The sequence below is a fragment of the Pseudomonas lundensis genome (assembly GCF_015377145.2).
Classification (GTDB): Bacteria; Pseudomonadota; Gammaproteobacteria; order Pseudomonadales; family Pseudomonadaceae; genus Aquipseudomonas; species Aquipseudomonas lundensis.
The window spans coordinates 3,252,359-3,278,649 of record NZ_CP062158.2 but is presented as its reverse complement, the minus strand read 5'-3'; the positions used below and the strand labels follow the sequence as shown (position 1 = coordinate 3,278,649).

The following is a 26,291-nucleotide window of genomic DNA, read 5'->3' as shown; positions in this document are numbered from 1 at the left end:
GTAACCCTTTTTTATTTTGTGTTTGGAGCATCAGTACATGCAGTTGGGAATTATTGGATTGGGCCGTATGGGCGGTAATATCGCACGGCGTCTGATGCTCAATGGGCATACCACCGTGGTTTTTGACCGCAATACCGATTTCGTCAGCGCGCTGGAAAAGGACGGTGCAACCGGTGTTGCCGACCTTCAGGCGCTGGTCGACGGCCTGTCCAAGCCACGTGCAGTGTGGGTGATGCTGCCCTCCGGTGCACCGACCGAAGACACCATCGAGACCTTGAGCCAACTGCTCGATGCCGATGACATCATCATCGACGGTGGCAACACGTTCTATAAAGATGACATCCGGCGTGCCGCATCGCTGGCCGCAAAAGGCATCCGTTATGTGGATGTCGGCACGTCGGGCGGTGTGTGGGGCCTGGAGCGCGGTTACTGCATGATGATCGGCGGTGACACGGCGGTGGTTAAGCACCTCGACCCGTTGTTCGCCACGCTGGCGCCGGGCATGGGAGACATCCCGCGTACCAAAGACCGCGTGTCTGACGATGACCGTGCCGAACGTGGCTACATTCATGCAGGCCCAGCGGGTTCCGGTCACTTCGTGAAAATGGTTCACAACGGTATCGAGTACGGCCTGATGCAGGCTTATGCCGAAGGCTTCAACGTGATGAAAATGAAGGCTTCCGAAAACTTGCCGGAAGACCAGCGCTTTGATCTCAACCTGGCCGATATCGCTGAAGTCTGGCGCCGTGGCAGCGTGGTGTCGTCCTGGTTGCTGGACCTGACAGCCGATGCTCTGGCCACCGATGCACCGCTGGACGGTTTCTCGGGTGCGGTGGCTGACAGCGGCGAAGGTCGCTGGACCATCGAAGCGGCCATGGAGCAATCGACGCCGGTTCCTGTCCTGTCCAGCGCATTGTTTGCCCGTTACAGCTCCCGTCAGCAAAGCCTGTATGGCGACAAAATGTTGTCGGCCATGCGCTTTGGTTTCGGCGGCCACGTTGAGACCCCTAAAAAATGACTGACCTGTCCAGCCAACCCGACGCCAAGCCGGCACCGCCCACCACACTGTTTCTGTTTGGTGCGCACGGTGACCTGGTCAAGCGCTTGCTGATGCCCGCGCTGTATAACTTGAGTCGTGACGGTTTGCTGGACGATGGCCTGCGCATTGTGGGCGTTGACCACAATGCGATCAGTGATGAAGGCTTTGCCAAGAAGCTGGAGGACTTCATTCGCACGGAAGCCTCCAGCAAGGTCGATCATCCTGATGGTCATGGCTTGGATGCCGCGTTATGGGCCTCGCTGGCAAAAAACATCAGCTACGTGCAGGGCGACTTTCTGGACGACAGTACCTACGCGGCGCTGGAACAGAAGATTGCCGCCAGTGGCACGGGCAATGCGGTGTTTTACCTGGCGACTGCGCCGCGCTTCTTCAGTGAAGTGGCGCAGCGTCTGGGTGCCAGCGGGTTGCTCAATGAAACCCCGGATGCATTTCGCCGGGTCGTGATTGAAAAACCTTTTGGCTCGGACCTCGAAACAGCCCAGGCATTGAACGCTTGCCTGCTAAGGGTCATGAGCGAGAAGCAGATCTACCGGATAGACCACTACCTGGGCAAAGAGACGGTCCAGAACATTTTGGTCAGCCGCTTTTCCAACGGGCTGTTCGAAGCCTTTTGGAACAATCATTACATTGACCATGTGCAGATCACCGCGGCCGAAACCGTGGGGGTCGAGACACGCGGCAGTTTTTACGAACACACGGGTGCGTTGCGCGACATGCTGCCCAATCACCTGTTTCAGTTGTTGGCGATGGTGGCCATGGAGCCACCTGCCGCGTTCGGCGCAGACGCGGTGCGGGGCGAAAAGGCCAAGGTCATCGGCGCGATTCGTCCCTGGTCGATTGAAGACGCGCGCAAATATTCAGTGCGCGGGCAGTACACCCAGGGTGAGTCCGGCGGTAAGCCAGTGCCCGGTTACCGCGAAGAAAACAATGTGGCGCCCGACAGCACGACGGAAACCTACGTCGCTCTCAAAGTGATGATCGACAACTGGCGCTGGGTAGGCGTGCCGTTTTATCTGCGCACCGGCAAGCGTATGAGTGCCCGGGACACGGAAATTGCCATTTGCTTCAAGCCTGCGCCTTATGCGCAGTTTCGTGATACCGACGTTGAGCGCATGCAGCCCAACTATTTGCGCATTCAGATCCAGCCCAATGAAGGCATGTGGTTTGACTTGCAGGCCAAGCGTCCGGGACCGGGCCTGAAAATGGCCAATATCGAGTTGGGATTTGCCTACAAGGATTTCTTCAAAATCCAGCCTTCCTCGGGTTACGAAACGTTGATTTACGATTGCCTGACGGGCGATCAGACGCTGTTCCAGCGCGCCGATAACATCGAAAACGGCTGGCGAGGCGTGCAGCCCTTTTTGGACGCCTGGCGCGAACACACTGAAGTCCAATCCTACAGGGCCGGCGAAGATGGTCCTGAAGCAGCTAAAGACCTGCTGGCCCGCGATGGCCGGGTGTGGCTGAACATAGGATGAGCGCGTGAAACCCGATTCAATCCAACTGGTGCTATGCGATATGGACGGCACCCTGCTGCGCCCGGACCACTCCCTGAGTGAGGCCACGGTGGCGGCGGTCAGGCAACTGCAAGATGCTGACGTCTCGTTCACATTGGCTTCGGGGCGCCCGCCGCGCGCGATGCGCGATCAGATCGAGCAGTTGGGCATCATCTTGCCCACGGCGGCCTTCAATGGCGGAGTATTGGTCGATGCAGATGGCCGGTACCTGAAATCGCACCACATACCGGCAGACGCGGTACGCCATAGCTTGAAGGTGTTGTCAGCCTACCCGATGGAGCTCTGGGTGTTCGCTGATGATCAATGGTATTTGCGCGATCCAGACGGCCCGATGGTGGATCATGAGCAGCGCGCTCTCGGCTACGCCCCTGTGGTGGTTGACTGTTTTGAGCCGCACCTGGAGCGCGTTGACAAAATCGTGGCCGCCAGTCGTGACGCGCAACTGTTGATCCAGCTTGAGCACCACCTGCACGACGAACTGGCTGGCAAGGCACTGGCGAGCCGCTCTCAAGCGTTCTATCTCGATATCACGGCGCCGAAGGCGAATAAGGGCGAAGCCCTGGTGGCGCTGGCGCACATGCTGGATGTGCCGTTGTCCCGGACCATGGCCATTGGCGATGGGGGCAATGACCCGGCGATGTTCGAAAAGGCCGGGCTATCAATCGCCATGGGGCAAGCGGATGAAGCCATCAAGGTGAAGGCGGCCCATGTCACGGGCACCAATGTGCAAGACGGTGTTGCGCAGGCGATCGAGCGCTTTGTCCTTCGGCCTCAGAAGCACTGAGTAAGTCATTTTGTCCGGCGTTTGGCAGGATCGCGGCCTGCTAGCGTGGTTTGCGGCTTGTTATAGTCCTTGGCTTATGGCCGGCAACGGCACTTAACAAAGGATTCAGGTGATGTCTCAGTACCAGGCGTTTGAGGTTGAGTTAGACGGCAATATTGCTCACGTGCGGATCAATCGACCGGAAAAGGTCAACGCGATGAATGCGGCGTTCTGGACTGAGATCATCGATATTTTCCGCTGGATCGACGAGACCGATGCCGTGCGGGCAGTGGTCATCAGCGGTGCCGGCAAGCATTTCTCGGCGGGTATCGACCTCATGTTGCTGGCCTCGGTCGCCAACGAAATGGGCAAGGATGTAGGGCGCAATGCGCGCTTGTTGCGGCGCAAGATCTTGCAGATGCAAGACTCTTTCAATGCCGTGGATCGCTGCCGTAAGCCTGTACTGGCGGCGGTTCAAGGTTACTGCTTGGGCGGTGCGATTGATCTGATTGCCGCGTGTGACATGCGATATGCCGCTGAAGATGCGCAGTTCTCGATCAAGGAAATCGACATGGGCATGGCCGCCGACGTGGGTACTCTCCAGCGTTTGCCGCGCATCATCGGCGATGGCATGCTCCGCGAAATGGCCTACACCGGGCGTATGGTCGGTGCCGAAGAGGCGCGCGCCATCGGGCTGGTCAACCGTGTTTACCCCGACCATGAGGCGCTGCTTGCAGGCGTTATGGGGATCGCACGTGAGATTGCCGGCAAGTCGCCTATTGCGATTGGTGGCACCAAGCAGATGATCGGTTACATGCGCGATCACCGGGTGGACGATGGCCTGGAATACGTGGCTACCTGGAACGCAGCCATGCTGCAATCCGCCGATTTGCGCGTCGCGATGACGGCGCACATGACCAAGAACACTCCGCAATTTCTCGACTGACGCCTGCGCGGCGTCAGCGTTTAACCCTGACAAGGACCTTGTATGACACCGCGTTGGACCACCGCAGTACTGGACACCAACCTTTCGGGCGGCCGTGCCGTGGCGCGCAGCCCGGAGGGCTTTCTGGTTAACGATGATGGGCCGCTGTTTTCGCGTGAATGGCTGGCTTCACAGTCGCTACCGGTGATGGCTGAACACGGGATCGGTTATCTGGATGGCGAGCCGGTGTATGTGCTGGAGCTGGAGCGCGCGGTGGAGGTGGAAGGCTGTCGCTGGCAAGGGTTGCGCGCCTTTATGCTGGAAGGCGATCACACGCTGTACAAGGTGTTGGGCTATGCCGCTCAGATTGCGACGTGGGCGCGCGAGCATCGGTTCTGCGGGCGTTGCGGCCGGGCGATGACTCAAGTGCCCGGGGAGCGGGCGATGTACTGCTCGCCTTGCGAGTTGCGCAGTTATCCGCGTATTTCACCGAGCATGATCGTGCTGATCACCCGAGGAGATGAGGTGTTGTTGGCGCGGTCCCCGCGCTTTGTCCCTGGTGTCTACAGCACATTGGCGGGGTTTGCCGAGCCGGGGGAGTCGGCGGAGGAGTGCCTGATCCGCGAGGTGCGCGAAGAAGTGCAGCTTGAGGTCAAGAATATCCAGTATGTGGGCAGCCAGTGCTGGCCGTTCCCGCACTCCATGATGTTGGGTTTTCATGCGGAGTATGCTGGCGGGGAAATCGTGCCACAGCCCGACGAGATTGAAGATGCGCAATGGTTCAATGTGCATCACCTGCCGCCGTTGCCGGCGTCGCGCTCGATTGCGCGTTATCTCATCGACCTGTACGTGGCGCGTCGTTTAGGCCTGGCCGAACCAGTGTTGCCAGGCTAGGCGTACAGTCAGCCCCAATACCACGGTGATGAATACCGGACGAATGAATTTGGCCCCGCCGCTGATTGCGCTGCGGGCGCCAAAGAAGGCGCCGACCATGACTGCCAGGCCCATGCTCAGGCCAATGATCCAGTCCACATGCCCGGAAAAGATGAACACCGACAGGGCTGCAATATTGCTCACGAAGTTCATGCTGCGCGCTACCCCGCTGGCTTTCACCAGATCGATGGGATAAAGCAGCATGCTGCTGACGGTCCAGAAGGCCCCCGTTCCAGGCCCTGCAACGCCGTCGTAGAACCCGAGACTGAAACCTTGAGGCAACTGCCACTTCTTTTTGATCGGAGCCTCGTTGTCGATCGGGGTTTTGGGCGTGCCTCCGAATAAAAGGTACAACCCGCACGCAAAAACAATCACCGGCAGCATTTTATTGAGCCATTCGGCAGGCATGTAATGCGCGACGATGGCGCCAATCAGGGCGCCCGCCAACGTGCCGAAAATCGCCAGTTTCCACTCCCGTGGGTGAAACAGCTTGCGCCGGTAAAAGGTGAAGCTGGCAGTGGCGGCGCCGAAGGTCGAGCTGAGCTTGTTGGTGCCCAGTACCAAGTGCGGCGGTAACCCTGCGGTGAGCAATGCAGGCGTGGTAAGCAGGCCGCCACCGCCGGCGATGGCATCGATGAAGCCGGCCACAAAGGCCACGGCAGCCAGAATGGCGAGGGTGGTCAAATCTACGCTGAGTTCAAAAGGCATGGGATCGACTTAATTCGGCGGGACGTACGGCGCAGGTGCGCGGGAAGGGCATCATCTTACCCATAACCCGACAGGGCGGCGACAGGCATGTCGACGATTTGCCACGTGCCGCTGGGTCAACAGGTGTTCAACAATTGGTCAGGTAAAACAAACCGCGTGGCCCTGCAGCCTGTGCAAGTGTTATTGCCGGTTTCCCCCCAATGACCCCGACGCTGCCATTGCTTGAGGCTCTGACTTTCACCGGTCAGTCGGAGTCAGCTTGAAAGGCGAGGGTTTATATTCCTTAAATCTATCTAATTCCATATTTATATATCTGTATTGCATATAAGACTTGCGCTTGATCGGTGTTCTGGCGCTTTATTAAGGCCATTGCGGTGCAAGATCAGAATTTGGGAATGCTCCTACGGCTTTTCTTGTGCGCGGCTCTTTTTTCGCAGGCTTCGATAGGGTAGTTGTAAAGGCCCCTGAACCTGTTTGCCTCCCGCTTCTGTTATCAAGCAATGCCTGATGCCGGAATTCGATCAGTGAGTGTTCACAATGGACAAACGACCTCTTTATTTCGATTACGCTGCCACCACGCCTGCCGATCCTCGCGTCATTCAGGTGATGGTGGATTGCCTCAGTTTCGAGGGTAACTTCGGGAACCCGGCTTCCAGTTCACATGTGTTTGGTCGGCAAGCGCGTGCCGTGGTTGAGCAGGCCCGGGCGCAAGTTGCCCGGTTGGTTGGAGCCATGCCCTCACAGATTGTCTGGACATCCGGGGCCACGGAGTCCAACAACCTGGCGCTCAAGGGAGTGGCGTCAGGCAGTGGCTTGACCCGCGGACATATCATTACCAGCCAGATCGAGCACAAGGCCGTCTTGGACACCGCGTTGTTTTTGCAGCAATCAGGCTTTGATGTGACCTGGCTGAAGCCGGACGTCAACGGGCTGATCAGTGTGCAGCACGTCCGGGATGCGTTGCGCGAAGATACCTTGCTGGTTTCGTTGATGCTGGTGAACAACGAACTGGGAACAGTCAACGATATCCAGTCCATCGGGCAGCAGGTGCGCGAGCATGGAGCCCTTTTCCACGTGGATGCCGCACAAGGCGCAGGAAAGATGGCCATTGATCTCAGCCGTTTGCCGGTGGATTTGATGTCCTTTTCTGGGCACAAGATTTACGGGCCTAAAGGAATTGGCGCTTTGTATGTTGGCCCACGGGCTCAGGACCGGCTGCATGCGCAGATGCATGGCGGGGGGCATGAGTTGGGTCTGCGCTCCGGTACGTTGGCCACACACCAAATTGCAGGCATGGGCGCGGCGTTTGAGCTGGCCGAGCAGCAGTTTAGTGAAGAGCTGGCGCATATCTGCCGCTTACGTGAGCGTTTACTGGATCAACTGGCCGGTATTGCCGGTTTGCGGTGTAACGGTTGTCAGACTCATCGGATTCCTCACACGCTGAGTCTGACTTTCGTTGAGGGCAACTTCGACAGTGCGGTGCTGGCGGCTGATGTAGCGTATTCGGCCACGTCGGCGTGTAATTCGGCCAGTCATGCCCCGTCCCATGTACTGCTCGCCTTGGGCCTGAGTGCAGAAGAAGCATCGCGCACCCTTCGCTTGAGTTTTGGACGCTTTACATCTGAGGAAGACGTTGATGCGCTGGCCAGCGCTATTCACGCGGCAACACAAGTCGCCACGCCGTTTTGGGCAGTTGCTCAACCTTAGTTGCTGATTCATGATCAGGGCTTCATAACAATGACCATTGGCCTGCAGGAGAGAGGATGAGTACTCAGTTGTTGAATCAAGGATCGGTTGTGCAGCGCCTGGCGCGGGTCCGGTCAGTCATGAGCGAGCATGGCGTCCATGCGTTGCTGGTGCCTTCCGCCGATCCTCATCTATCAGAGTATTTGCCTGCGTACTGGCAAGGTCGGCAGTGGTTGTCGGGTTTTCAGGGTTCGGTCGGTACGTTGATCGTGACGCCGACATTTGCAGGTTTATGGGCCGATAGCCGCTACTGGGAACAGGCGGCCAAAGAGCTAGCGGGCAGCGGCATCGAATTGGTCAAACTGATGCCCGGGCAACCTGGCCCGCTTGAATGGCTGGCCGAGCAAACCCCTGAAGGTGAAACCGTCGCAGTGGACGGTTCAGTGCTGGCCTTGGCGCCTTCCCGCACACTGGAAAACAGGTTGAAAGAGCGGGGTGCGCAATTGCGTACCGATATCGACGTGTTGGGGCTGGTGTGGGAGGGGCGTCCCTCGCTCCCTGTTCAGCCGTTGTACGAACATGCGGCGCCACAGGCCACTGTGAGCCGTGCAGAAAAGCTGGCGCAATTGCGAGAAACGCTGCAACAGCGTCAGGCCGATGCGCACTTTATTGCTACGTTGGACGATATCGCCTGGCTTTTTAATCTCCGCGGTTCGGACGTTTCCTTTAATCCTGTATTCCTCTCGTTTGCATTGATTGAACACACACAAGCCTCTTTGTTTGTCGATCTGAACAAGGTCGGTGCCGAACTCAAGCGTACTTTGCAGCGTGAGGGCGTAATGCTGCGCGATTACAGCGAGATCGCAGACGCCTTGGCGGCCTTGCCAGCGTCGACCCGTTTGCTGCTGGATCCTGCGCGTGTCACGTGTGGGCTGATTGCCAATGTAAACAAGGAGGTCAAGCTGGTTGAAGGCATAAACCCTACAACGTTAGCTAAAGCCCAAAAGAAGCCCGAAGATGCCGTTCACATCCGTCAGGCAATGGAGCAGGACGGCGCGGCGTTGTGCGAGTTCTTTGCGTGGCTGGAGTCCGCTTGGGGCCGCGAGCGTATTACCGAACTGACCATTGATGAACGATTGACGGCTGCCCGGGCACGTCGTCCGGGTTTCGTGTCGTTGAGCTTCAATACCATTGCGGCATTTAACGCAAATGGTGCGATGCCTCATTACCATGCGACCGAGCAGGAACATGCTGTGATCGAAGGTAATGGCCTGCTTCTGATTGACTCGGGTGGGCAGTATCTGGGTGGCACAACGGATATCACGCGGATGGTGCCGGTGGGGGAGGTCAGTGCTGAACAAAAACAGGACTGCACCCGCGTGCTCAAAGGTGTCATTGCATTATCCAGGGCCCGTTTTCCGAAAGGTATTTTGTCTCCTTTGCTGGATTCGATCGCGCGCGCACCCCTCTGGGCGGATAACGTCGATTACGGGCACGGTACCGGACATGGGGTCGGTTATTTTCTGAATGTGCATGAAGGCCCGCAAGTGATTGCTTACCAAGCCGCGGCTGCCCCGCATACGGCCATGCTGCCGGGGATGATTACCTCCATAGAACCTGGTACGTACCGGCCGGGGCGCTGGGGGGTGCGAATTGAAAACCTGGTTTTGAATCAAGAAGCGGGGGCGTCAGAATTTGGCACGTTCTTGAAGTTTGAAACGCTTACGTTGTGTCCGATTGACACGCGCTGTCTTCAAGTTGAGCTATTAACGTGCGAAGAGTTGGATTGGCTCAATGGCTATCACGCGCACGTTCGTGAGCGCTTGGCGCCGTTGCTGGCAGGCGATGCGCTGGCCTGGCTGAACACGCGCACTGAGCCTGTAGTCAACGCGCGGTCATAACAAGAAAGCCACGCAATCAATTTCACAGGGTTGCGTGGCTCACTTTTATGGCTGTTTTACTTGCAGATGATGATCAGGCTTCGGCTGGTGTAACCCGCCGGGTTCAAGCCGAAGGGATAATCTCCCGGCTCTTCGGCGGAGTCCCCTGATTTTGCGAGGGTGCGAAAACCTTTTTCGCCACAGGATCGCGCAGCCTCGGCATAACATTTGTCCCACGACGAAGACAATCCTGAGCAGTTGATATGCATCCCTCGTTTGCCATGTTTCACAGTGGTTTCTGAGGTTGCCGCACAGCCTGCTAGTGCCAATGCTGCCAAACCTATCAAAAAGCGTTTCATTCCTGTCCTTAAGCGTTAGCGTCGGGTTGCGGAGGTGGGTGCCGAACTGCCTTGCCCGTGGCTATTTATAGATCTCCCTGTCCTGAACCACCCAATTGACTCTCACGGTGATTAAACATCGCTCAAATGAGAGTCAATTACCAGAGCTTATAGCGATTGGGCTGTCATTCGGCTTTAGTCACAGGCTTTGTGTGGCCGCGCATGGTTAAAGTTGCACCGACTGACGCCATGATGATGCACAAGATGGCCATCCACTGTACGAACGACAGCACTTCATTAAGAAACAGCAGGCCTGACAGTGCGCCAAACGCTGGTTCTATGCTCATGAGCGTGCCGAATGTGCGTGTGGGCATGCGGGTCAGTGCAACCATTTCCAAGGTATAGGGCAGGGCGGTTGACAGTACAGCTACACCGATGGCCACCGGGATCAGGCTTGGCGTCAATAACGTTGCGCCTGCGTGGACGATGCCGATCGGTGCAATGAATAACGCCGCAATGATCACGCCCAGTGCTGCAGTCTGCACGCCGTTGTCGGCCCCTGCTTTCTGTCCGAACAAGATATAGAGCGCCCAGCAAACACCAGCCCCTAGGGCGTACCCAGCCCCTAATAAGTCAATGCCATGTGTGCTTTCGCCAACTGGAATCAGTAGTAAGAGGCCCGTGATCGCAAGCGCAATCCAGACGAAATCAATGGCTCTGCGGGATGAATAGATAGCGACTGCCAAAGGACCTGTGAATTCAAGTGCTACGGCTATGCCGAGTGGGACCGTTTGCAATGACATATAGAAGAGGAAATTCATCCCGCCTAACGCGATGCCATAAACAATCACAGTCTTCAGGGACTTGGCGGTGAGCTTGGCTCGCCAGGGACGCAGAATGAGCAGCATGATGAGGCTGGCAAAGATCAGGCGCAGCGTAGTGGTGCCTTGCGCACCCACGATCGGGAACATGCTCTTGGCAAGGGAGGCGCCAGATTGAATAGACGCCATGGCTATGAGAAGTAAGCCGACCGGTAATAGAGCTGATGTAAGGCGTTGAGTCTGCTTTGTCATATAGGGATGGCCTGAGAAGGGATGCAATCGTGTCAAGAGGGGCATGATGCGCAAGTTATGAGGGCTGTGCAATATAGTGCGCAATTTAGGGGGGGGGTACATTGGTGTTGAACTTTTCACAACTAAAGCGAACACAGGGCTTGACTCAGAATTCCAGCGGCCTATAATTCGCCCCACTTCCGGCGCAGTCGAAACGGAAAACTCCTTGAGTTTCAATGAGTTAGACGGTTTTGACGATGCCAGCTTCAAATCATCGAAGCAGGAAATGAGGTGTTGACAGCAGCGTGTAACGCTGTAGAATTCGCCTCCCGCTGATGAGAGATCGAAAGCGCAAGTGGTTGATGTTACAGAGGAAACTTTGAAAACATCTTAAAATAACCGCTTGACAGCAACAGAGGCTGCTGTAGAATGCGCGCCTCGGTTGAGCGAAAGCTTAACCAACCGCTCTTTAACAACTGAATCAAGCAATTCGTGTGGGTGCTTGTGGAGTCAGACTGATAGTCAAAAAGATTATCAGCATCACAAGTTACTCCGCGAGAAATCAAAGATGTAACCAACGATTGCTGAGCCAAGTTTAGGGTTTTCTCAAAACCCAAAGATGTTTGAACTGAAGAGTTTGATCATGGCTCAGATTGAACGCTGGCGGCAGGCCTAACACATGCAAGTCGAGCGGTAGAGAGGTGCTTGCACCTCTTGAGAGCGGCGGACGGGTGAGTAATACCTAGGAATCTGCCTGGTAGTGGGGGATAACGTTCGGAAACGGACGCTAATACCGCATACGTCCTACGGGAGAAAGCAGGGGACCTTCGGGCCTTGCGCTATCAGATGAGCCTAGGTCGGATTAGCTAGTTGGTGAGGTAATGGCTCACCAAGGCTACGATCCGTAACTGGTCTGAGAGGATGATCAGTCACACTGGAACTGAGACACGGTCCAGACTCCTACGGGAGGCAGCAGTGGGGAATATTGGACAATGGGCGAAAGCCTGATCCAGCCATGCCGCGTGTGTGAAGAAGGTCTTCGGATTGTAAAGCACTTTAAGTTGGGAGGAAGGGCATTAACCTAATACGTTAGTGCTTTGACGTTACCGACAGAATAAGCACCGGCTAACTCTGTGCCAGCAGCCGCGGTAATACAGAGGGTGCAAGCGTTAATCGGAATTACTGGGCGTAAAGCGCGCGTAGGTGGTTTGTTAAGTTGAATGTGAAATCCCCGGGCTCAACCTGGGAACTGCATCCAAAACTGGCAAGCTAGAGTATGGTAGAGGGTAGTGGAATTTCCTGTGTAGCGGTGAAATGCGTAGATATAGGAAGGAACACCAGTGGCGAAGGCGACTACCTGGACTGATACTGACACTGAGGTGCGAAAGCGTGGGGAGCAAACAGGATTAGATACCCTGGTAGTCCACGCCGTAAACGATGTCAACTAGCCGTTGGGAACCTTGAGTTCTTAGTGGCGCAGCTAACGCATTAAGTTGACCGCCTGGGGAGTACGGCCGCAAGGTTAAAACTCAAATGAATTGACGGGGGCCCGCACAAGCGGTGGAGCATGTGGTTTAATTCGAAGCAACGCGAAGAACCTTACCAGGCCTTGACATCCAATGAACTTTCCAGAGATGGATTGGTGCCTTCGGGAACATTGAGACAGGTGCTGCATGGCTGTCGTCAGCTCGTGTCGTGAGATGTTGGGTTAAGTCCCGTAACGAGCGCAACCCTTGTCCTTAGTTACCAGCACGTAATGGTGGGCACTCTAAGGAGACTGCCGGTGACAAACCGGAGGAAGGTGGGGATGACGTCAAGTCATCATGGCCCTTACGGCCTGGGCTACACACGTGCTACAATGGTCGGTACAAAGGGTTGCCAAGCCGCGAGGTGGAGCTAATCCCATAAAACCGATCGTAGTCCGGATCGCAGTCTGCAACTCGACTGCGTGAAGTCGGAATCGCTAGTAATCGTGAATCAGAATGTCACGGTGAATACGTTCCCGGGCCTTGTACACACCGCCCGTCACACCATGGGAGTGGGTTGCACCAGAAGTAGCTAGTCTAACCTTCGGGAGGACGGTTACCACGGTGTGATTCATGACTGGGGTGAAGTCGTAACAAGGTAGCCGTAGGGGAACCTGCGGCTGGATCACCTCCTTAATCGACGACATCAGCTGCTCCATAAGTTCCCACACGAATTGCTTGATTCATTGAAGAAGACGATAGAAGCAGCTTTAAGCTCCAAGCTGATAGCTCACGCTAACAGTTACAAGCTCGAAATTGGGTCTGTAGCTCAGTTGGTTAGAGCGCACCCCTGATAAGGGTGAGGTCGGCAGTTCGAATCTGCCCAGACCCACCAATTTTGTATGGGGCCATAGCTCAGCTGGGAGAGCGCCTGCCTTGCACGCAGGAGGTCAGCGGTTCGATCCCGCTTGGCTCCACCATAAACTTGCTTCTGCATCGTAAAGCTTAGAAATGAGCATTCCATGAGATGATGGTGAATGTTGATTTCTGATCTTTTGATTAGATCGTTCTTTAAAAATTTGGGTATGTAATAGAAAGATAGACTGAATGACACTTTCACTGGTGTTTATTCAGGCTAAGGTAAAATTTGTGAGTAATTGCAAGTTTTCGGCGAATGTCGTCTTCATAGTATAACCAGATTGCTTGGGGTTATATGGTCAAGTGAAGAAGCGCATACGGTGGATGCCTTGGCAGTCAGAGGCGATGAAAGACGTGGTAGCCTGCGAAAAGCTTCGGGGAGTCGGCAAACAGACTTTGATCCGGAGATGTCTGAATGGGGGAACCCAACCATCATAAGATGGTTATCTTGTACTGAATACATAGGTACAAGAAGCGAACCAGGGGAACTGAAACATCTAAGTACCCTGAGGAAAAGAAATCAACCGAGATTCCCTTAGTAGTGGCGAGCGAACGGGGACCAGCCCTTAAGCTGTATTGATGTTAGCGGAACGCTCTGGAAAGTGCGGCCATAGTGGGTGATAGCCCTGTACGCGAAAACATCTTTGCAGTGAAATCGAGTAGGACGGAGCACGAGAAACTTTGTCTGAATATGGGGGGACCATCCTCCAAGGCTAAATACTACTGACTGACCGATAGTGAACTAGTACCGTGAGGGAAAGGCGAAAAGAACCCCGGAGAGGGGAGTGAAATAGATCCTGAAACCGTATGCGTACAAGCAGTGGGAGCCCACTTTGTTGGGTGACTGCGTACCTTTTGTATAATGGGTCAGCGACTTATTTTCAGTGGCAAGCTTAACCGAATAGGGGAGGCGTAGCGAAAGCGAGTCTTAATAGGGCGTCTAGTCGCTGGGAATAGACCCGAAACCGGGCGATCTATCCATGGGCAGGTTGAAGGTTGGGTAACACTAACTGGAGGACCGAACCGACTACCGTTGAAAAGTTAGCGGATGACCTGTGGATCGGAGTGAAAGGCTAATCAAGCTCGGAGATAGCTGGTTCTCCTCGAAAGCTATTTAGGTAGCGCCTCATGTATCACTGTAGGGGGTAGAGCACTGTTTCGGCTAGGGGGTCATCCCGACTTACCAAACCGATGCAAACTCCGAATACCTACAAGTGCCGAGCATGGGAGACACACGGCGGGTGCTAACGTCCGTCGTGAAAAGGGAAACAACCCAGACCGTCAGCTAAGGTCCCAAAGTTATGGTTAAGTGGGAAACGATGTGGGAAGGCTTAGACAGCTAGGAGGTTGGCTTAGAAGCAGCCACCCTTTAAAGAAAGCGTAATAGCTCACTAGTCGAGTCGGCCTGCGCGGAAGATTTAACGGGGCTCAAACCATACACCGAAGCTACGGGTATCACGTAAGTGATGCGGTAGAGGAGCGTTCTGTAAGCCTGTGAAGGTGAGTTGAGAAGCTTGCTGGAGGTATCAGAAGTGCGAATGCTGACATGAGTAACGATAATGGGTGTGAAAAACACCCACGCCGAAAGACCAAGGTTTCCTGCGCAACGTTAATCGACGCAGGGTTAGTCGGTCCCTAAGGCGAGGCTGAAAAGCGTAGTCGATGGAAAACAGGTTAATATTCCTGTACTTCTGGTTATTGCGATGGAGGGACGGAGAAGGCTAGGCCAGCTTGGCGTTGGTTGTCCAAGTTTAAGGTGGTAGGCTGGAATCTTAGGTAAATCCGGGATTCTAAGGCCGAGAGCTGATGACGAGTGTTCTTTTAGAACACGAAGTGGTTGATGCCATGCTTCCAAGAAAAGCTTCTAAGCTTCAGGTAACCAGGAACCGTACCCCAAACCGACACAGGTGGTTGGGTAGAGAATACCAAGGCGCTTGAGAGAACTCGGGTGAAGGAACTAGGCAAAATGGCACCGTAACTTCGGGAGAAGGTGCGCCGGTGAGGGTCAAGCATTTACTGCGTAAGCCCATGCCGGTCGAAGATACCAGGCCGCTGCGACTGTTTATTAAAAACACAGCACTCTGCAAACACGAAAGTGGACGTATAGGGTGTGACGCCTGCCCGGTGCCGGAAGGTTAATTGATGGGGTTAGCTAACGCGAAGCTCTTGATCGAAGCCCCGGTAAACGGCGGCCGTAACTATAACGGTCCTAAGGTAGCGAAATTCCTTGTCGGGTAAGTTCCGACCTGCACGAATGGCGTAACGATGGCGGCGCTGTCTCCACCCGAGACTCAGTGAAATTGAAATCGCTGTGAAGATGCAGTGTATCCGCGGCTAGACGGAAAGACCCCGTGAACCTTTACTATAGCTTTGCACTGGACTTTGAATTTGCTTGTGTAGGATAGGTGGGAGGCTTTGAAGCGTGGACGCCAGTTCGCGTGGAGCCATCCTTGAAATACCACCCTGGCAACTTTGAGGTTCTAACTCAGGTCCGTTATCCGGATCGAGGACAGTGTATGGTGGGTAGTTTGACTGGGGCGGTCTCCTCCTAAAGAGTAACGGAGGAGTACGAAGGTGCGCTCAGACCGGTCGGAAATCGGTCGTAGAGTATAAAGGCAAAAGCGCGCTTGACTGCGAGACAGACACGTCGAGCAGGTACGAAAGTAGGTCTTAGTGATCCGGTGGTTCTGTATGGAAGGGCCATCGCTCAACGGATAAAAGGTACTCCGGGGATAACAGGCTGATACCGCCCAAGAGTTCATATCGACGGCGGTGTTTGGCACCTCGATGTCGGCTCATCACATCCTGGGGCTGAAGCCGGTCCCAAGGGTATGGCTGTTCGCCATTTAAAGTGGTACGCGAGCTGGGTTTAGAACGTCGTGAGACAGTTCGGTCCCTATCTGCCGTGGACGTTTGAGATTTGAGAGGGGCTGCTCCTAGTACGAGAGGACCGGAGTGGACGAACCTCTGGTGTTCCGGTTGTCACGCCAGTGGCATTGCCGGGTAGCTATGTTCGGGAAAGATAACCGCTGAAAGCATCTAAGCGGGAAACTTGCCTCAAGATGAGATCTCACTGGAACCTTGAGTTCCCTAAAGGGCCGTCGAAGACTACGACGTTGATAGGTTGGGTGTGTAAGCGCTGTGAGGCGTTGAGCTAACCAATACTAATTGCCCGTGAGGCTTGACCATATAACACCCAAGCAATTTGCGTCGAAAGGCCAGATTGCGGTGTGTGAAGTCGATACAAACCGAAAGTTTGCACCTCACAAAACACCACTCTATTACATACCCATTCGCTGGAACGTTGACCGTAAGGTAAACGCACCGGCTACCGAATTTCTTGACGACCATAGAGCATTGGAACCACCTGATCCCATCCCGAACTCAGCAGTGAAACGATGCATCGCCGATGGTAGTGTGGGGTTTCCCCATGTGAGAGTAGGTCATCGTCAAGATTAAATTCCGAAATCCCTGTCTGCTCACGCAGATGGGGATTTTGTTTTTGTATAAGTACAAGCTTTGTAAAAAGCATGTGCAGTGAGTCAGGTAGTTACCTGATAAACAAAGAATAAAGTGGGGTTGACAGCAGCGTGTAACGCTGTAGAATTCGCCTCCCGCTGACGAGAGATCGGAAGCGCAAGTGGTTGATGTTACAGAGGAAACTTTGAAAACATCTTAAAATAACCGCTTGACAGCAACAGAGGCTGCTGTAGAATGCGCGCCTCGGTTGAGCGAAAGCTTAACCAACCGCTCTTTAACAACTGAATCAAGCAATTCGTGTGGGTGCTTGTGGAGTCAGACTGATAGTCAAAAAGATTATCAGCATCACAAGTTACTCCGCGAGAAATCAAAGATGTAACCAACGATTGCTGAGCCAAGTTTAGGGTTTTCTCAAAACCCAAAGATGTTTGAACTGAAGAGTTTGATCATGGCTCAGATTGAACGCTGGCGGCAGGCCTAACACATGCAAGTCGAGCGGTAGAGAGGTGCTTGCACCTCTTGAGAGCGGCGGACGGGTGAGTAATACCTAGGAATCTGCCTGGTAGTGGGGGATAACGTTCGGAAACGGACGCTAATACCGCATACGTCCTACGGGAGAAAGCAGGGGACCTTCGGGCCTTGCGCTATCAGATGAGCCTAGGTCGGATTAGCTAGTTGGTGAGGTAATGGCTCACCAAGGCTACGATCCGTAACTGGTCTGAGAGGATGATCAGTCACACTGGAACTGAGACACGGTCCAGACTCCTACGGGAGGCAGCAGTGGGGAATATTGGACAATGGGCGAAAGCCTGATCCAGCCATGCCGCGTGTGTGAAGAAGGTCTTCGGATTGTAAAGCACTTTAAGTTGGGAGGAAGGGCATTAACCTAATACGTTAGTGCTTTGACGTTACCGACAGAATAAGCACCGGCTAACTCTGTGCCAGCAGCCGCGGTAATACAGAGGGTGCAAGCGTTAATCGGAATTACTGGGCGTAAAGCGCGCGTAGGTGGTTTGTTAAGTTGAATGTGAAATCCCCGGGCTCAACCTGGGAACTGCATCCAAAACTGGCAAGCTAGAGTATGGTAGAGGGTAGTGGAATTTCCTGTGTAGCGGTGAAATGCGTAGATATAGGAAGGAACACCAGTGGCGAAGGCGACTACCTGGACTGATACTGACACTGAGGTGCGAAAGCGTGGGGAGCAAACAGGATTAGATACCCTGGTAGTCCACGCCGTAAACGATGTCAACTAGCCGTTGGGAACCTTGAGTTCTTAGTGGCGCAGCTAACGCATTAAGTTGACCGCCTGGGGAGTACGGCCGCAAGGTTAAAACTCAAATGAATTGACGGGGGCCCGCACAAGCGGTGGAGCATGTGGTTTAATTCGAAGCAACGCGAAGAACCTTACCAGGCCTTGACATCCAATGAACTTTCCAGAGATGGATTGGTGCCTTCGGGAACATTGAGACAGGTGCTGCATGGCTGTCGTCAGCTCGTGTCGTGAGATGTTGGGTTAAGTCCCGTAACGAGCGCAACCCTTGTCCTTAGTTACCAGCACGTAATGGTGGGCACTCTAAGGAGACTGCCGGTGACAAACCGGAGGAAGGTGGGGATGACGTCAAGTCATCATGGCCCTTACGGCCTGGGCTACACACGTGCTACAATGGTCGGTACAAAGGGTTGCCAAGCCGCGAGGTGGAGCTAATCCCATAAAACCGATCGTAGTCCGGATCGCAGTCTGCAACTCGACTGCGTGAAGTCGGAATCGCTAGTAATCGTGAATCAGAATGTCACGGTGAATACGTTCCCGGGCCTTGTACACACCGCCCGTCACACCATGGGAGTGGGTTGCACCAGAAGTAGCTAGTCTAACCCTCGGGAGGACGGTTACCACGGTGTGATTCATGACTGGGGTGAAGTCGTAACAAGGTAGCCGTAGGGGAACCTGCGGCTGGATCACCTCCTTAATCGACGACATCAGCTGCTCCATAAGTTCCCACACGAATTGCTTGATTCATTGAAGAAGACGATAGAAGCAGCTTTAAGCTCCAAGCTGATAGCTCACGCTAACAGTTACAAGCTCGAAATTGGGTCTGTAGCTCAGTTGGTTAGAGCGCACCCCTGATAAGGGTGAGGTCGGCAGTTCGAATCTGCCCAGACCCACCAATTTTGTATGGGGCCATAGCTCAGCTGGGAGAGCGCCTGCCTTGCACGCAGGAGGTCAGCGGTTCGATCCCGCTTGGCTCCACCATAAACTTGCTTCTGCATCGTAAAGCTTAGAAATGAGCATTCCATCACATGATGGTGAATGTTGATTTCTGATCTTTTGATTAGATCGTTCTTTAAAAATTTGGGTATGTAATAGAAAGATAGACTGAATGACACTTTCACTGGTGTTTATTCAGGCTAAGGTAAAATTTGTGAGTAATTGCAAGTTTTCGGCGAATGTCGTCTTCATAGTATAACCAGATTGCTTGGGGTTATATGGTCAAGTGAAGAAGCGCATACGGTGGATGCCTTGGCAGTCAGAGGCGATGAAAGACGTGGTAGCCTGCGAAAAGCTTCGGGGAGTCGGCAAACAGACTTTGATCCGGAGATGTCTGAATGGGGGAACCCAACCATCATAAGATGGTTATCTTGTACTGAATACATAGGTACAAGAAGCGAACCAGGGGAACTGAAACATCTAAGTACCCTGAGGAAAAGAAATCAACCGAGATTCCCTTAGTAGTGGCGAGCGAACGGGGACCAGCCCTTAAGCTGTATTGATGTTAGCGGAACGCTCTGGAAAGTGCGGCCATAGTGGGTGATAGCCCTGTACGCGAAAACATCTTTGCAGTGAAATCGAGTAGGACGGAGCACGAGAAACTTTGTCTGAATATGGGGGGACCATCCTCCAAGGCTAAATACTACTGACTGACCGATAGTGAACTAGTACCGTGAGGGAAAGGCGAAAAGAACCCCGGAGAGGGGAGTGAAATAGATCCTGAAACCGTATGCGTACAAGCAGTGGGAGCCCACTTTGTTGGGTGACTGCGTACCTTTTGTATAATGGGTCAGCGACTTATTTTCAGTGGCAAGCTTAACCGAATAGGGGAGGCGTAGCGAAAGCGAGTCTTAATAGGGCGTCTAGTCGCTGGGAATAGACCCGAAACCGGGCGATCTATCCATGGGCAGGTTGAAGGTTGGGTAACACTAACTGGAGGACCGAACCGACTACCGTTGAAAAGTTAGCGGATGACCTGTGGATCGGAGTGAAAGGCTAATCAAGCTCGGAGATAGCTGGTTCTCCTCGAAAGCTATTTAGGTAGCGCCTCATGTATCACTGTAGGGGGTAGAGCACTGTTTCGGCTAGGGGGTCATCCCGACTTACCAAACCGATGCAAACTCCGAATACCTACAAGTGCCGAGCATGGGAGACACACGGCGGGTGCTAACGTCCGTCGTGAAAAGGGAAACAACCCAGACCGTCAGCTAAGGTCCCAAAGTTATGGTTAAGTGGGAAACGATGTGGGAAGGCTTAGACAGCTAGGAGGTTGGCTTAGAAGCAGCCACCCTTTAAAGAAAGCGTAATAGCTCACTAGTCGAGTCGGCCTGCGCGGAAGATTTAACGGGGCTCAAACCATACACCGAAGCTACGGGTATCACGTAAGTGATGCGGTAGAGGAGCGTTCTGTAAGCCTGTGAAGGTGAGTTGAGAAGCTTGCTGGAGGTATCAGAAGTGCGAATGCTGACATGAGTAACGATAATGGGTGTGAAAAACACCCACGCCGAAAGACCAAGGTTTCCTGCGCAACGTTAATCGACGCAGGGTTAGTCGGTCCCTAAGGCGAGGCTGAAAAGCGTAGTCGATGGAAAACAGGTTAATATTCCTGTACTTCTGGTTATTGCGATGGAGGGACGGAGAAGGCTAGGCCAGCTTGGCGTTGGTTGTCCAAGTTTAAGGTGGTAGGCTGGAATCTTAGGTAAATCCGGGATTCTAAGGCCGAGAGCTGATGACGAGTGTTCTTTTAGAACACGAAGTGGTTGATGCCATGCTTCCAAGAAAAGCTTCTAAGCTTCAGGTAACCAGGAACCGTACCCCAAACCGACACAGGTGGTTGGGTAGAGAATACCAAGGCGCTTGAGAGAACTCGGGTGAAGGAACTAGGCAAAATGGCACCGTAACTTCGGGAGAAGGTGCGCCGGTGAGGGTCAAGCATTTACTGCGTAAGCCCATGCCGGTCGAAGATACCAGGCCGCTGCGACTGTTTATTAAAAACACAGCACTCTGCAAACACGAAAGTGGACGTATAGGGTGTGACGCCTGCCCGGTGCCGGAAGGTTAATTGATGGGGTTAGCTAACGCGAAGCTCTTGATCGAAGCCCCGGTAAACGGCGGCCGTAACTATAACGGTCCTAAGGTAGCGAAATTCCTTGTCGGGTAAGTTCCGACCTGCACGAATGGCGTAACGATGGCGGCGCTGTCTCCACCCGAGACTCAGTGAAATTGAAATCGCTGTGAAGATGCAGTGTATCCGCGGCTAGACGGAAAGACCCCGTGAACCTTTACTATAGCTTTGCACTGGACTTTGAATTTGCTTGTGTAGGATAGGTGGGAGGCTTTGAAGCGTGGACGCCAGTTCGCGTGGAGCCATCCTTGAAATACCACCCTGGCAACTTTGAGGTTCTAACTCAGGTCCGTTATCCGGATCGAGGACAGTGTATGGTGGGTAGTTTGACTGGGGCGGTCTCCTCCTAAAGAGTAACGGAGGAGTACGAAGGTGCGCTCAGACCGGTCGGAAATCGGTCGTAGAGTATAAAGGCAAAAGCGCGCTTGACTGCGAGACAGACACGTCGAGCAGGTACGAAAGTAGGTCTTAGTGATCCGGTGGTTCTGTATGGAAGGGCCATCGCTCAACGGATAAAAGGTACTCCGGGGATAACAGGCTGATACCGCCCAAGAGTTCATATCGACGGCGGTGTTTGGCACCTCGATGTCGGCTCATCACATCCTGGGGCTGAAGCCGGTCCCAAGGGTATGGCTGTTCGCCATTTAAAGTGGTACGCGAGCTGGGTTTAGAACGTCGTGAGACAGTTCGGTCCCTATCTGCCGTGGACGTTTGAGATTTGAGAGGGGCTGCTCCTAGTACGAGAGGACCGGAGTGGACGAACCTCTGGTGTTCCGGTTGTCACGCCAGTGGCATTGCCGGGTAGCTATGTTCGGGAAAGATAACCGCTGAAAGCATCTAAGCGGGAAACTTGCCTCAAGATGAGATCTCACTGGAACCTTGAGTTCCCTAAAGGGCCGTCGAAGACTACGACGTTGATAGGTTGGGTGTGTAAGCGCTGTGAGGCGTTGAGCTAACCAATACTAATTGCCCGTGAGGCTTGACCATATAACACCCAAGCAATTTGCGTCGAAAGGCCAGATTGCGGTGTGTGAAGTCGATACAAACCGAAAGTTTGCACCTCACAAAACACCACTCTATTACATACCCATTCGCTGGAACGTTGACCGCAAGGTAAACGCACCGGCTACCGAATTTCTTGACGACCATAGAGCATTGGAACCACCTGATCCCATCCCGAACTCAGCAGTGAAACGATGCATCGCCGATGGTAGTGTGGGGTTTCCCCATGTGAGAGTAGGTCATCGTCAAGATTAAATTCCGAAATCCCTGTCTGCTCACGCAGACAGGGATTTTGTTTTTGTGCCTGAAAAAGAGCTTTCAGGTAATTCTACGGGTAACCCCATCCCTCAAGAAGAGTTACACGCCTCCGACGGCCTCAATTGACGAGGCTAAACCCGTTTTTTGGCCAAAAAAACCTGCGAACACACTGCTCGCAGGTTGGGGTGAAACAAACCGCTAACTCCGAAATCACTCGCCGCGATAAATACAACCGCTGGTACAGGTTTCGTGAATCCGTATTGCTGACAACTCTGGCAGCAAAGGTTTCAGCTGCTGCCATATCCACGTGGCAAGCACTTCGCTCGTTGGATTTTCCAGACCAGGAATGTCATTCAAATAGTTATGATCAAGCACTTCATAGAGAGGCTTGAAAATCGCTTTGATCTCAGAAAAGTCCCGAATCCAGCCAGTCGAAGCGTCTATTTCACCGCTTAAATGGATCGCTACTTTGAATGAGTGGCCGTGCAAGCGTCCGCATTTGTGTCCTTGCGGAACGAAAGGCAGGCGGTGCGCCGACTCGAAGGTAAACTCTTTGAAAATTTCCACAGTGTTAGCAGCTCTTGAAGAAAGGGGGGCTTTCACGTGTGTGATGAAAGCAGAAACAGAGTTTAACAGTTAACCCCGGCGCAGCGCTCAACCTGAGCGGGACCGGAGTATGATCAGCGACAAAATGCCCGATATCTTCAGTTTAAGTTAAGCCATGACCAGTAGAGTTAACCCCTCCAGCATTCAACACCACCCTATGCGCTGGACATCAGGAGATACCATGTACGGGAGCGGGCGCGCTAAAGCTCTGCTGGTTTTAATGCTTTTCGGTGTTTGCTCGCTGGCTGTCGCGCGGGATCTGGGGCCGGATGAAGCACTGCGCCTGCGCCAAAAAGGGATTATTTTGCCGTTTGAGCAGTTTGTGGACAGAGCCCTTGAGCGCTACCCGGCTTCCAGATTGCTGGAAGTTGAGTTGGAAAAAAAACACGGTCGTTACGTTTATGAAGTCGAACTGTTGACCAAGGAAGGCGTTGTTCGAGAGCTCAAGTTCGACGCCCGTGAAGGTGAATTGTTCGAAGATAAGGAAGACGATTAATGCGTTTGTTGCTGGTTGAAGATCATGTGCCATTGGCTGATGAGTTGACTGCCGCCCTGACCCGTCAAGGTTATGCCGTTGACTGGCTTGCTGATGGCCGTGACGCTCTCCATGAAGGGCAAAGCGAGCCTTATGATTTAATCATTCTTGACTTGGGATTACCGGGTCTGCCCGGCATAGACGTTCTACAACAGTGGCGAGCAGGTGGCGTGACCACCCCAGTGTTGATACTCACAGCCCGCAGCTCTTGGGCGGAGCGGATAGAGGGCCTCAAGGCCGGAGCGGATGATTATCTGACCAAACCCTTCCATCCAGAAGAATTGCAATTGCGGGTGCAGGCGCTGTTACGACGCTCGCATGGCCATGCCAATCAACCGGTATTAACGTCTGCCGGCTTGCAACTGGATGAAGGCCGTCAATGTGTTACCCGGGATGGTGTCGATATTCAACTGACCGCTGCCGAGTTCCGGTTATTGCGGTATTTCATGTTGCATCCGCAACAAATTCTCTCGAAAAGCCATCTATCCGAGCACTTATATGATGGTGAAACCGAGCGTGATTCCAATGTATTGGAAGTGCATGTAAACCACCTGCGCCGCAAATTGGGACGTGATGTGATTGAAACGCGCCGCGGGCAAGGATATATCTTTGGATCGGGTACTTCATGAGGTCAATCCAGCGCAGGCTCAGTCTTGGGCTTGTCAGTGTCTTGCTGGTAGCAGGCCTTGTAGTGGGGCAGGTTAGCCTGTGGTTATTTGAAACAGGTCTGCAGCGTTATCTGGAGTCAGGCTTGCAAAATGACAGTGAAAACCTGTTGATTGCATTAAGCCGGGGCCCCCAAGGATTACAACTCGACGAGCGACGTCTGGCGCCCGCTTATCAGCGTCCGTTTTCCGGGCATTACTTCAGTATTGAGTTTGGGGACATCCACTGGAGGTCTCGATCCCTCTGGGACAGTCAACTCCCCAAGACAGCGAAGCCAGGGTTGAGCAGCAAACTCCAGCCAGGCCCGGATAACCAGATGTTGCTCGTGCTGCGAAGTGAGTACAAACGTTTGGGGCAGGTGGTTTCCATCACCGTTGCCCAAGATTACTCGCCCATACGCGCCAGCCTGAAGCAAGTACAACGCATTGGTTTAGCCATGGGGGTGGCGGCGTTAATCATCATCCTGATGCTGCAACGTGTAACCGTCCAACGCGCACTGCGCCCATTGGAGATAGCCCGCAAACAAATAGCTCAGTTACAGCAAGGCCAACGCTCTCAATTGGATGCGCAGGTGCCCCTTGAACTGGAGCCGCTGGTCACGCAAATCAACCACCTCCTGGCACACACGGAAGACACCCTCAAGCGTTCACGCAATGCCTTAGGCAATCTGGGGCATGCCCTGAAAACGCCCCTGGCAGTGCTGATGAGTCTTACCAACGACCCACGTCTCGCGGCCTATCCCGAAATCCAGCGCACTTTGCATGACCAACTTGAGCACATAGAACAGCGCATGAACCGAGAACTTAATCGGGCCCGTCTCGCGGGGGATGCTCTACCGGGTGCCCAATTTGATGCCGATGCCGAGTTACCTGCGTTGCTCGCCACCCTAAGCATGATTCACGGCCAGCATCTTGCGATTACCTTTGACTCAACGCCGAACCTGCATTTGCCCTGGGATCGCGAAGACATGCTTGAGTTATTGGGCAACTTATTGGACAACGCGTGCAAATGGGCGGATGCCCGCGTCGAGCTGCGTTTGCGGCAAACGGAAGTCGGGTATGACATTCAAGTGCAGGACGACGGTCCGGGCATCCCCGAGGGTGAACGCGATCAGGTAGTCAGTCGCGGTACGCGTCTGGACGAGCAGACGGCTGGCCATGGTTTGGGACTGGGGATCGTGCGCGACATAGTCGACGCCTGGGGCGCGAGCATGCAGTTGACAACAGGCGAGTGGGGCGGTTTGTTGGTCACTATTGAACTGGTGCACCCAGCAAACGGGGCGACGACAGCCTGAGGCATGTCGTCGCCTTTGCACAATCAGACCCGGAACTGATCCATGAGCGTCTGTTGTTGATTGGCCAGTTCGTTCAGCGACTGACTGACCCGCGCCGATTCATTTGCCTGTTCAGACAATGACTCCGTGACATCACGAATAGTCGACACGTTGTTGTTGATTTCTTCCGCCACCGCGCTCTGTTCTTCCGCCGCGCTGGCAATCTGCAAGTTCATATCCGTAATCACGGTCACGGCATTGCCGATTTGTTGCAGGGCTGTGACGGCCTGTCCGACCTGTTCAACACTGCCTTGCGCCTGACGATGACTATTACTCATTGAGCTCACGACCACTTGCGTGCCCGCTTGCAATTGCTCAATCACCTGGCGGGTTTCTTCCACGGATTCTTGCGTGCGCCGCGCGAGGTTACGGACCTCATCCGCCACTACTGCAAATCCGCGGCCTGCTTCGCCGGCCCGGGCCGCCTCAATGGCGGCGTTCAAGGCCAACAAGTTGGTTTGTTCGGCAATGGCGCGAATCACTTCCAGCACCGTCCCGATTTTTTCACTGTTGGCTGCCAGCCCTTCGACTTGGGTCATGGCGTCGTTCATGTCGGCAGCCAGGTGATCGATGCTGCTGGTGGTGCGGTCAATGATGGTCAAGCCTTCACGGGTCGCCTGGTCTGCATCCCGCGCGGCTTGTGCAGCCTGAGCGGCGCTGCGGGCAACGTCCTGTGCCGTGGCACTCATTTCGTGGGACGCCGTGGCAGCCTGGTCGACCTGACGGTATTGCTGTTCCATGCCCGCGCTGGTCTGCGTGGCGATGGCGGCCGAT

General features: G+C 54.1%; 14 protein-coding genes, 4 tRNA genes, 6 rRNA genes and 1 pseudogene. 20 read left to right on the top strand and 5 right to left on the bottom strand.

The window, feature by feature from the left end; all coding sequences use genetic code 11:
* Window positions 1–37: 37 nt before the first annotated feature.
* The 5 genes from gnd (at window position 38) to nudC (ending at window position 5,159) form a co-directional block, all read left to right on the top strand.
* Window positions 38–1,018 carry a phosphogluconate dehydrogenase (NAD(+)-dependent, decarboxylating) gene (gene gnd, locus IF654_RS15395; protein ID WP_047276476.1) on the top strand — a complete coding sequence of 327 codons (981 nt, stop codon included), beginning with the start codon at window positions 38–40 and terminating at the stop codon, window positions 1,016–1,018.
* On the top strand, window positions 1,015–2,538 hold the full coding sequence (zwf, locus tag IF654_RS15390) for a glucose-6-phosphate dehydrogenase (RefSeq protein WP_047276474.1): 1,524 nt from the start codon (window positions 1,015–1,017) through the stop codon (window positions 2,536–2,538). The genes gnd and zwf overlap by 4 nt, the downstream gene beginning before the upstream one ends.
* Window positions 2,539–2,542: 4 nt before the next feature.
* On the top strand, window positions 2,543–3,361 hold the full coding sequence (locus IF654_RS15385; RefSeq protein WP_255164200.1) for an HAD family hydrolase: 819 nt from the start codon (window positions 2,543–2,545) through the stop codon (window positions 3,359–3,361).
* Window positions 3,362–3,473: 112 nt separating this feature from the next.
* Window positions 3,474–4,286 carry a crotonase/enoyl-CoA hydratase family protein gene (locus tag IF654_RS15380; RefSeq protein ID WP_047280472.1) on the top strand — a complete coding sequence of 271 codons (813 nt, stop codon included), beginning with the start codon at window positions 3,474–3,476 and terminating at the stop codon, window positions 4,284–4,286.
* Between the two features lie 42 nt (window positions 4,287–4,328).
* A complete protein-coding gene (nudC, locus tag IF654_RS15375; protein ID WP_047277878.1) occupies window positions 4,329–5,159 on the top strand; it encodes an NAD(+) diphosphatase in 831 nt (276 codons plus the stop codon).
* On the opposite strand, the gene IF654_RS15370 is transcribed toward nudC, so the two are convergent.
* Entirely contained in the window at window positions 5,127–5,906 is a 780-nt protein-coding gene (locus IF654_RS15370) for a TSUP family transporter (protein WP_047276468.1), read from the bottom strand. The genes nudC and IF654_RS15370 overlap by 33 nt on opposite strands.
* Window positions 5,907–6,443: 537 nt before the next feature.
* On the opposite strand from IF654_RS15370, the gene IF654_RS15365 reads away from it, so the two are divergent.
* The gene (locus IF654_RS15365) at window positions 6,444–7,613 is read left to right on the top strand and encodes a cysteine desulfurase family protein (RefSeq protein ID WP_094987706.1); all 1,170 of its coding nucleotides are present in this window, start codon (window positions 6,444–6,446) and stop codon (window positions 7,611–7,613) included.
* Window positions 7,614–7,669: 56 nt separating this feature from the next.
* On the top strand, window positions 7,670–9,493 hold the full coding sequence (locus tag IF654_RS15360; RefSeq protein WP_094987705.1) for an aminopeptidase P family protein: 1,824 nt from the start codon (window positions 7,670–7,672) through the stop codon (window positions 9,491–9,493).
* A 56-nt stretch (window positions 9,494–9,549) separates the two neighbouring features.
* Here the strand turns inward: IF654_RS15360 and IF654_RS15355 are convergent, their stop codons facing one another.
* Both IF654_RS15355 and rhtA read right to left on the bottom strand, forming a co-directional pair.
* On the bottom strand, window positions 9,550–9,831 hold the full coding sequence (locus tag IF654_RS15355; RefSeq protein WP_047277875.1) for a hypothetical protein: 282 nt from the start codon (window positions 9,829–9,831) through the stop codon (window positions 9,550–9,552).
* 164 nt (window positions 9,832–9,995) lie between these two features.
* Complete coding sequence (gene rhtA, locus IF654_RS15350; protein ID WP_047276461.1) at window positions 9,996–10,883, bottom strand: threonine/homoserine exporter RhtA; 888 nt, start codon at window positions 10,881–10,883, stop codon at window positions 9,996–9,998.
* Window positions 10,884–11,487: 604 nt separating this feature from the next.
* Here rhtA and IF654_RS15345 point away from each other — a divergent pair.
* The 10 genes from IF654_RS15345 (at window position 11,488) to rrf (IF654_RS15300) (ending at window position 22,370) form a co-directional block, all read left to right on the top strand.
* Window positions 11,488–13,024 (top strand): 16S ribosomal RNA (locus IF654_RS15345).
* A gap of 122 nt (window positions 13,025–13,146) precedes the next feature.
* A tRNA-Ile gene (locus IF654_RS15340) sits at window positions 13,147–13,223 on the top strand.
* 9 nt (window positions 13,224–13,232) lie between these two features.
* Window positions 13,233–13,308: transfer RNA gene (locus tag IF654_RS15335), tRNA-Ala, on the top strand.
* Between the two features lie 235 nt (window positions 13,309–13,543).
* Window positions 13,544–16,435 (top strand): 23S ribosomal RNA (locus tag IF654_RS15330).
* A 150-nt stretch (window positions 16,436–16,585) separates the two neighbouring features.
* Window positions 16,586–16,701: ribosomal RNA gene (gene rrf, locus IF654_RS15325) — 5S ribosomal RNA — on the top strand.
* 455 nt (window positions 16,702–17,156) lie between these two features.
* Window positions 17,157–18,693, top strand: a 16S ribosomal RNA gene (locus tag IF654_RS15320).
* A gap of 122 nt (window positions 18,694–18,815) precedes the next feature.
* Window positions 18,816–18,892, top strand: a tRNA-Ile gene (locus tag IF654_RS15315).
* 9 nt (window positions 18,893–18,901) lie between these two features.
* Window positions 18,902–18,977: transfer RNA gene (locus tag IF654_RS15310), tRNA-Ala, on the top strand.
* Between the two features lie 235 nt (window positions 18,978–19,212).
* A 23S ribosomal RNA gene (locus tag IF654_RS15305) occupies window positions 19,213–22,104 on the top strand.
* A 150-nt stretch (window positions 22,105–22,254) separates the two neighbouring features.
* Window positions 22,255–22,370: ribosomal RNA gene (gene rrf / locus IF654_RS15300) — 5S ribosomal RNA — on the top strand.
* Together the 16S, 23S and 5S rRNA genes with 4 tRNA genes alongside form the textbook arrangement of a ribosomal RNA operon.
* A 217-nt stretch (window positions 22,371–22,587) precedes the next feature.
* On the opposite strand, the gene queD is transcribed toward rrf (IF654_RS15300), so the two are convergent.
* Complete coding sequence (gene queD / locus IF654_RS15295; protein ID WP_047276013.1) at window positions 22,588–22,944, bottom strand: 6-carboxytetrahydropterin synthase QueD; 357 nt, start codon at window positions 22,942–22,944, stop codon at window positions 22,588–22,590.
* 220 nt (window positions 22,945–23,164) lie between these two features.
* On the opposite strand from queD, the gene IF654_RS15290 reads away from it, so the two are divergent.
* Genes IF654_RS15290 through IF654_RS15280 form a run of 3 tightly spaced genes read left to right on the top strand, consistent with a single transcriptional unit; the run spans window position 23,165 to window position 25,478 of the window.
* A complete protein-coding gene (locus IF654_RS15290; protein WP_047282817.1) occupies window positions 23,165–23,479 on the top strand; it encodes a PepSY domain-containing protein in 315 nt (104 codons plus the stop codon).
* Window positions 23,479–24,147 carry a response regulator transcription factor gene (locus IF654_RS15285; protein ID WP_047276140.1) on the top strand — a complete coding sequence of 223 codons (669 nt, stop codon included), beginning with the start codon at window positions 23,479–23,481 and terminating at the stop codon, window positions 24,145–24,147. Before IF654_RS15290 ends, IF654_RS15285 begins: the two co-directional genes overlap by 1 nt.
* Window positions 24,144–25,478, top strand: a complete 1,335-nt coding sequence (locus IF654_RS15280; RefSeq protein WP_047276138.1) for an ATP-binding protein — start codon at window positions 24,144–24,146, stop codon at window positions 25,476–25,478. Before IF654_RS15285 ends, IF654_RS15280 begins: the two co-directional genes overlap by 4 nt.
* Before the next feature lie 23 nt (window positions 25,479–25,501).
* On the opposite strand, the pseudogene IF654_RS23325 reads toward IF654_RS15280, so the two are convergent.
* Window positions 25,502–26,017: pseudogene (locus IF654_RS23325) on the bottom strand (methyl-accepting chemotaxis protein); the annotation flags it as partial.
* Window positions 26,018–26,291 lie beyond the last annotated feature (274 nt).

What these genes read in the sequence shown, in the direction of transcription:
- gnd (WP_047276476.1), top strand. Translation starts at nt 38, where the DNA reads ATGCAGTTGGGAATTATTGGATTGGGCCGTATGGGCGGTAATATCGCA.
- zwf (WP_047276474.1), top strand. Translation starts at nt 1,015, where the DNA reads ATGACTGACCTGTCCAGCCAACCCGACGCCAAGCCGGCACCGCCCACC.
- IF654_RS15380 (WP_047280472.1), top strand. Translation starts at nt 3,474, where the DNA reads ATGTCTCAGTACCAGGCGTTTGAGGTTGAGTTAGACGGCAATATTGCT.
- nudC (WP_047277878.1), top strand. Translation starts at nt 4,329, where the DNA reads ATGACACCGCGTTGGACCACCGCAGTACTGGACACCAACCTTTCGGGC.
- IF654_RS15370 (WP_047276468.1), bottom strand. Translation starts at nt 5,906, where the DNA reads ATGCCTTTTGAACTCAGCGTAGATTTGACCACCCTCGCCATTCTGGCT.
- IF654_RS15365 (WP_094987706.1), top strand. Translation starts at nt 6,444, where the DNA reads ATGGACAAACGACCTCTTTATTTCGATTACGCTGCCACCACGCCTGCC.
- IF654_RS15360 (WP_094987705.1), top strand. Translation starts at nt 7,670, where the DNA reads ATGAGTACTCAGTTGTTGAATCAAGGATCGGTTGTGCAGCGCCTGGCG.
- IF654_RS15355 (WP_047277875.1), bottom strand. Translation starts at nt 9,831, where the DNA reads ATGAAACGCTTTTTGATAGGTTTGGCAGCATTGGCACTAGCAGGCTGT.
- rhtA (WP_047276461.1), bottom strand. Translation starts at nt 10,883, where the DNA reads ATGACAAAGCAGACTCAACGCCTTACATCAGCTCTATTACCGGTCGGC.
- IF654_RS15290 (WP_047282817.1), top strand. Translation starts at nt 23,165, where the DNA reads ATGTACGGGAGCGGGCGCGCTAAAGCTCTGCTGGTTTTAATGCTTTTC.
- IF654_RS15285 (WP_047276140.1), top strand. Translation starts at nt 23,479, where the DNA reads ATGCGTTTGTTGCTGGTTGAAGATCATGTGCCATTGGCTGATGAGTTG.
- IF654_RS15280 (WP_047276138.1), top strand. Translation starts at nt 24,144, where the DNA reads ATGAGGTCAATCCAGCGCAGGCTCAGTCTTGGGCTTGTCAGTGTCTTG.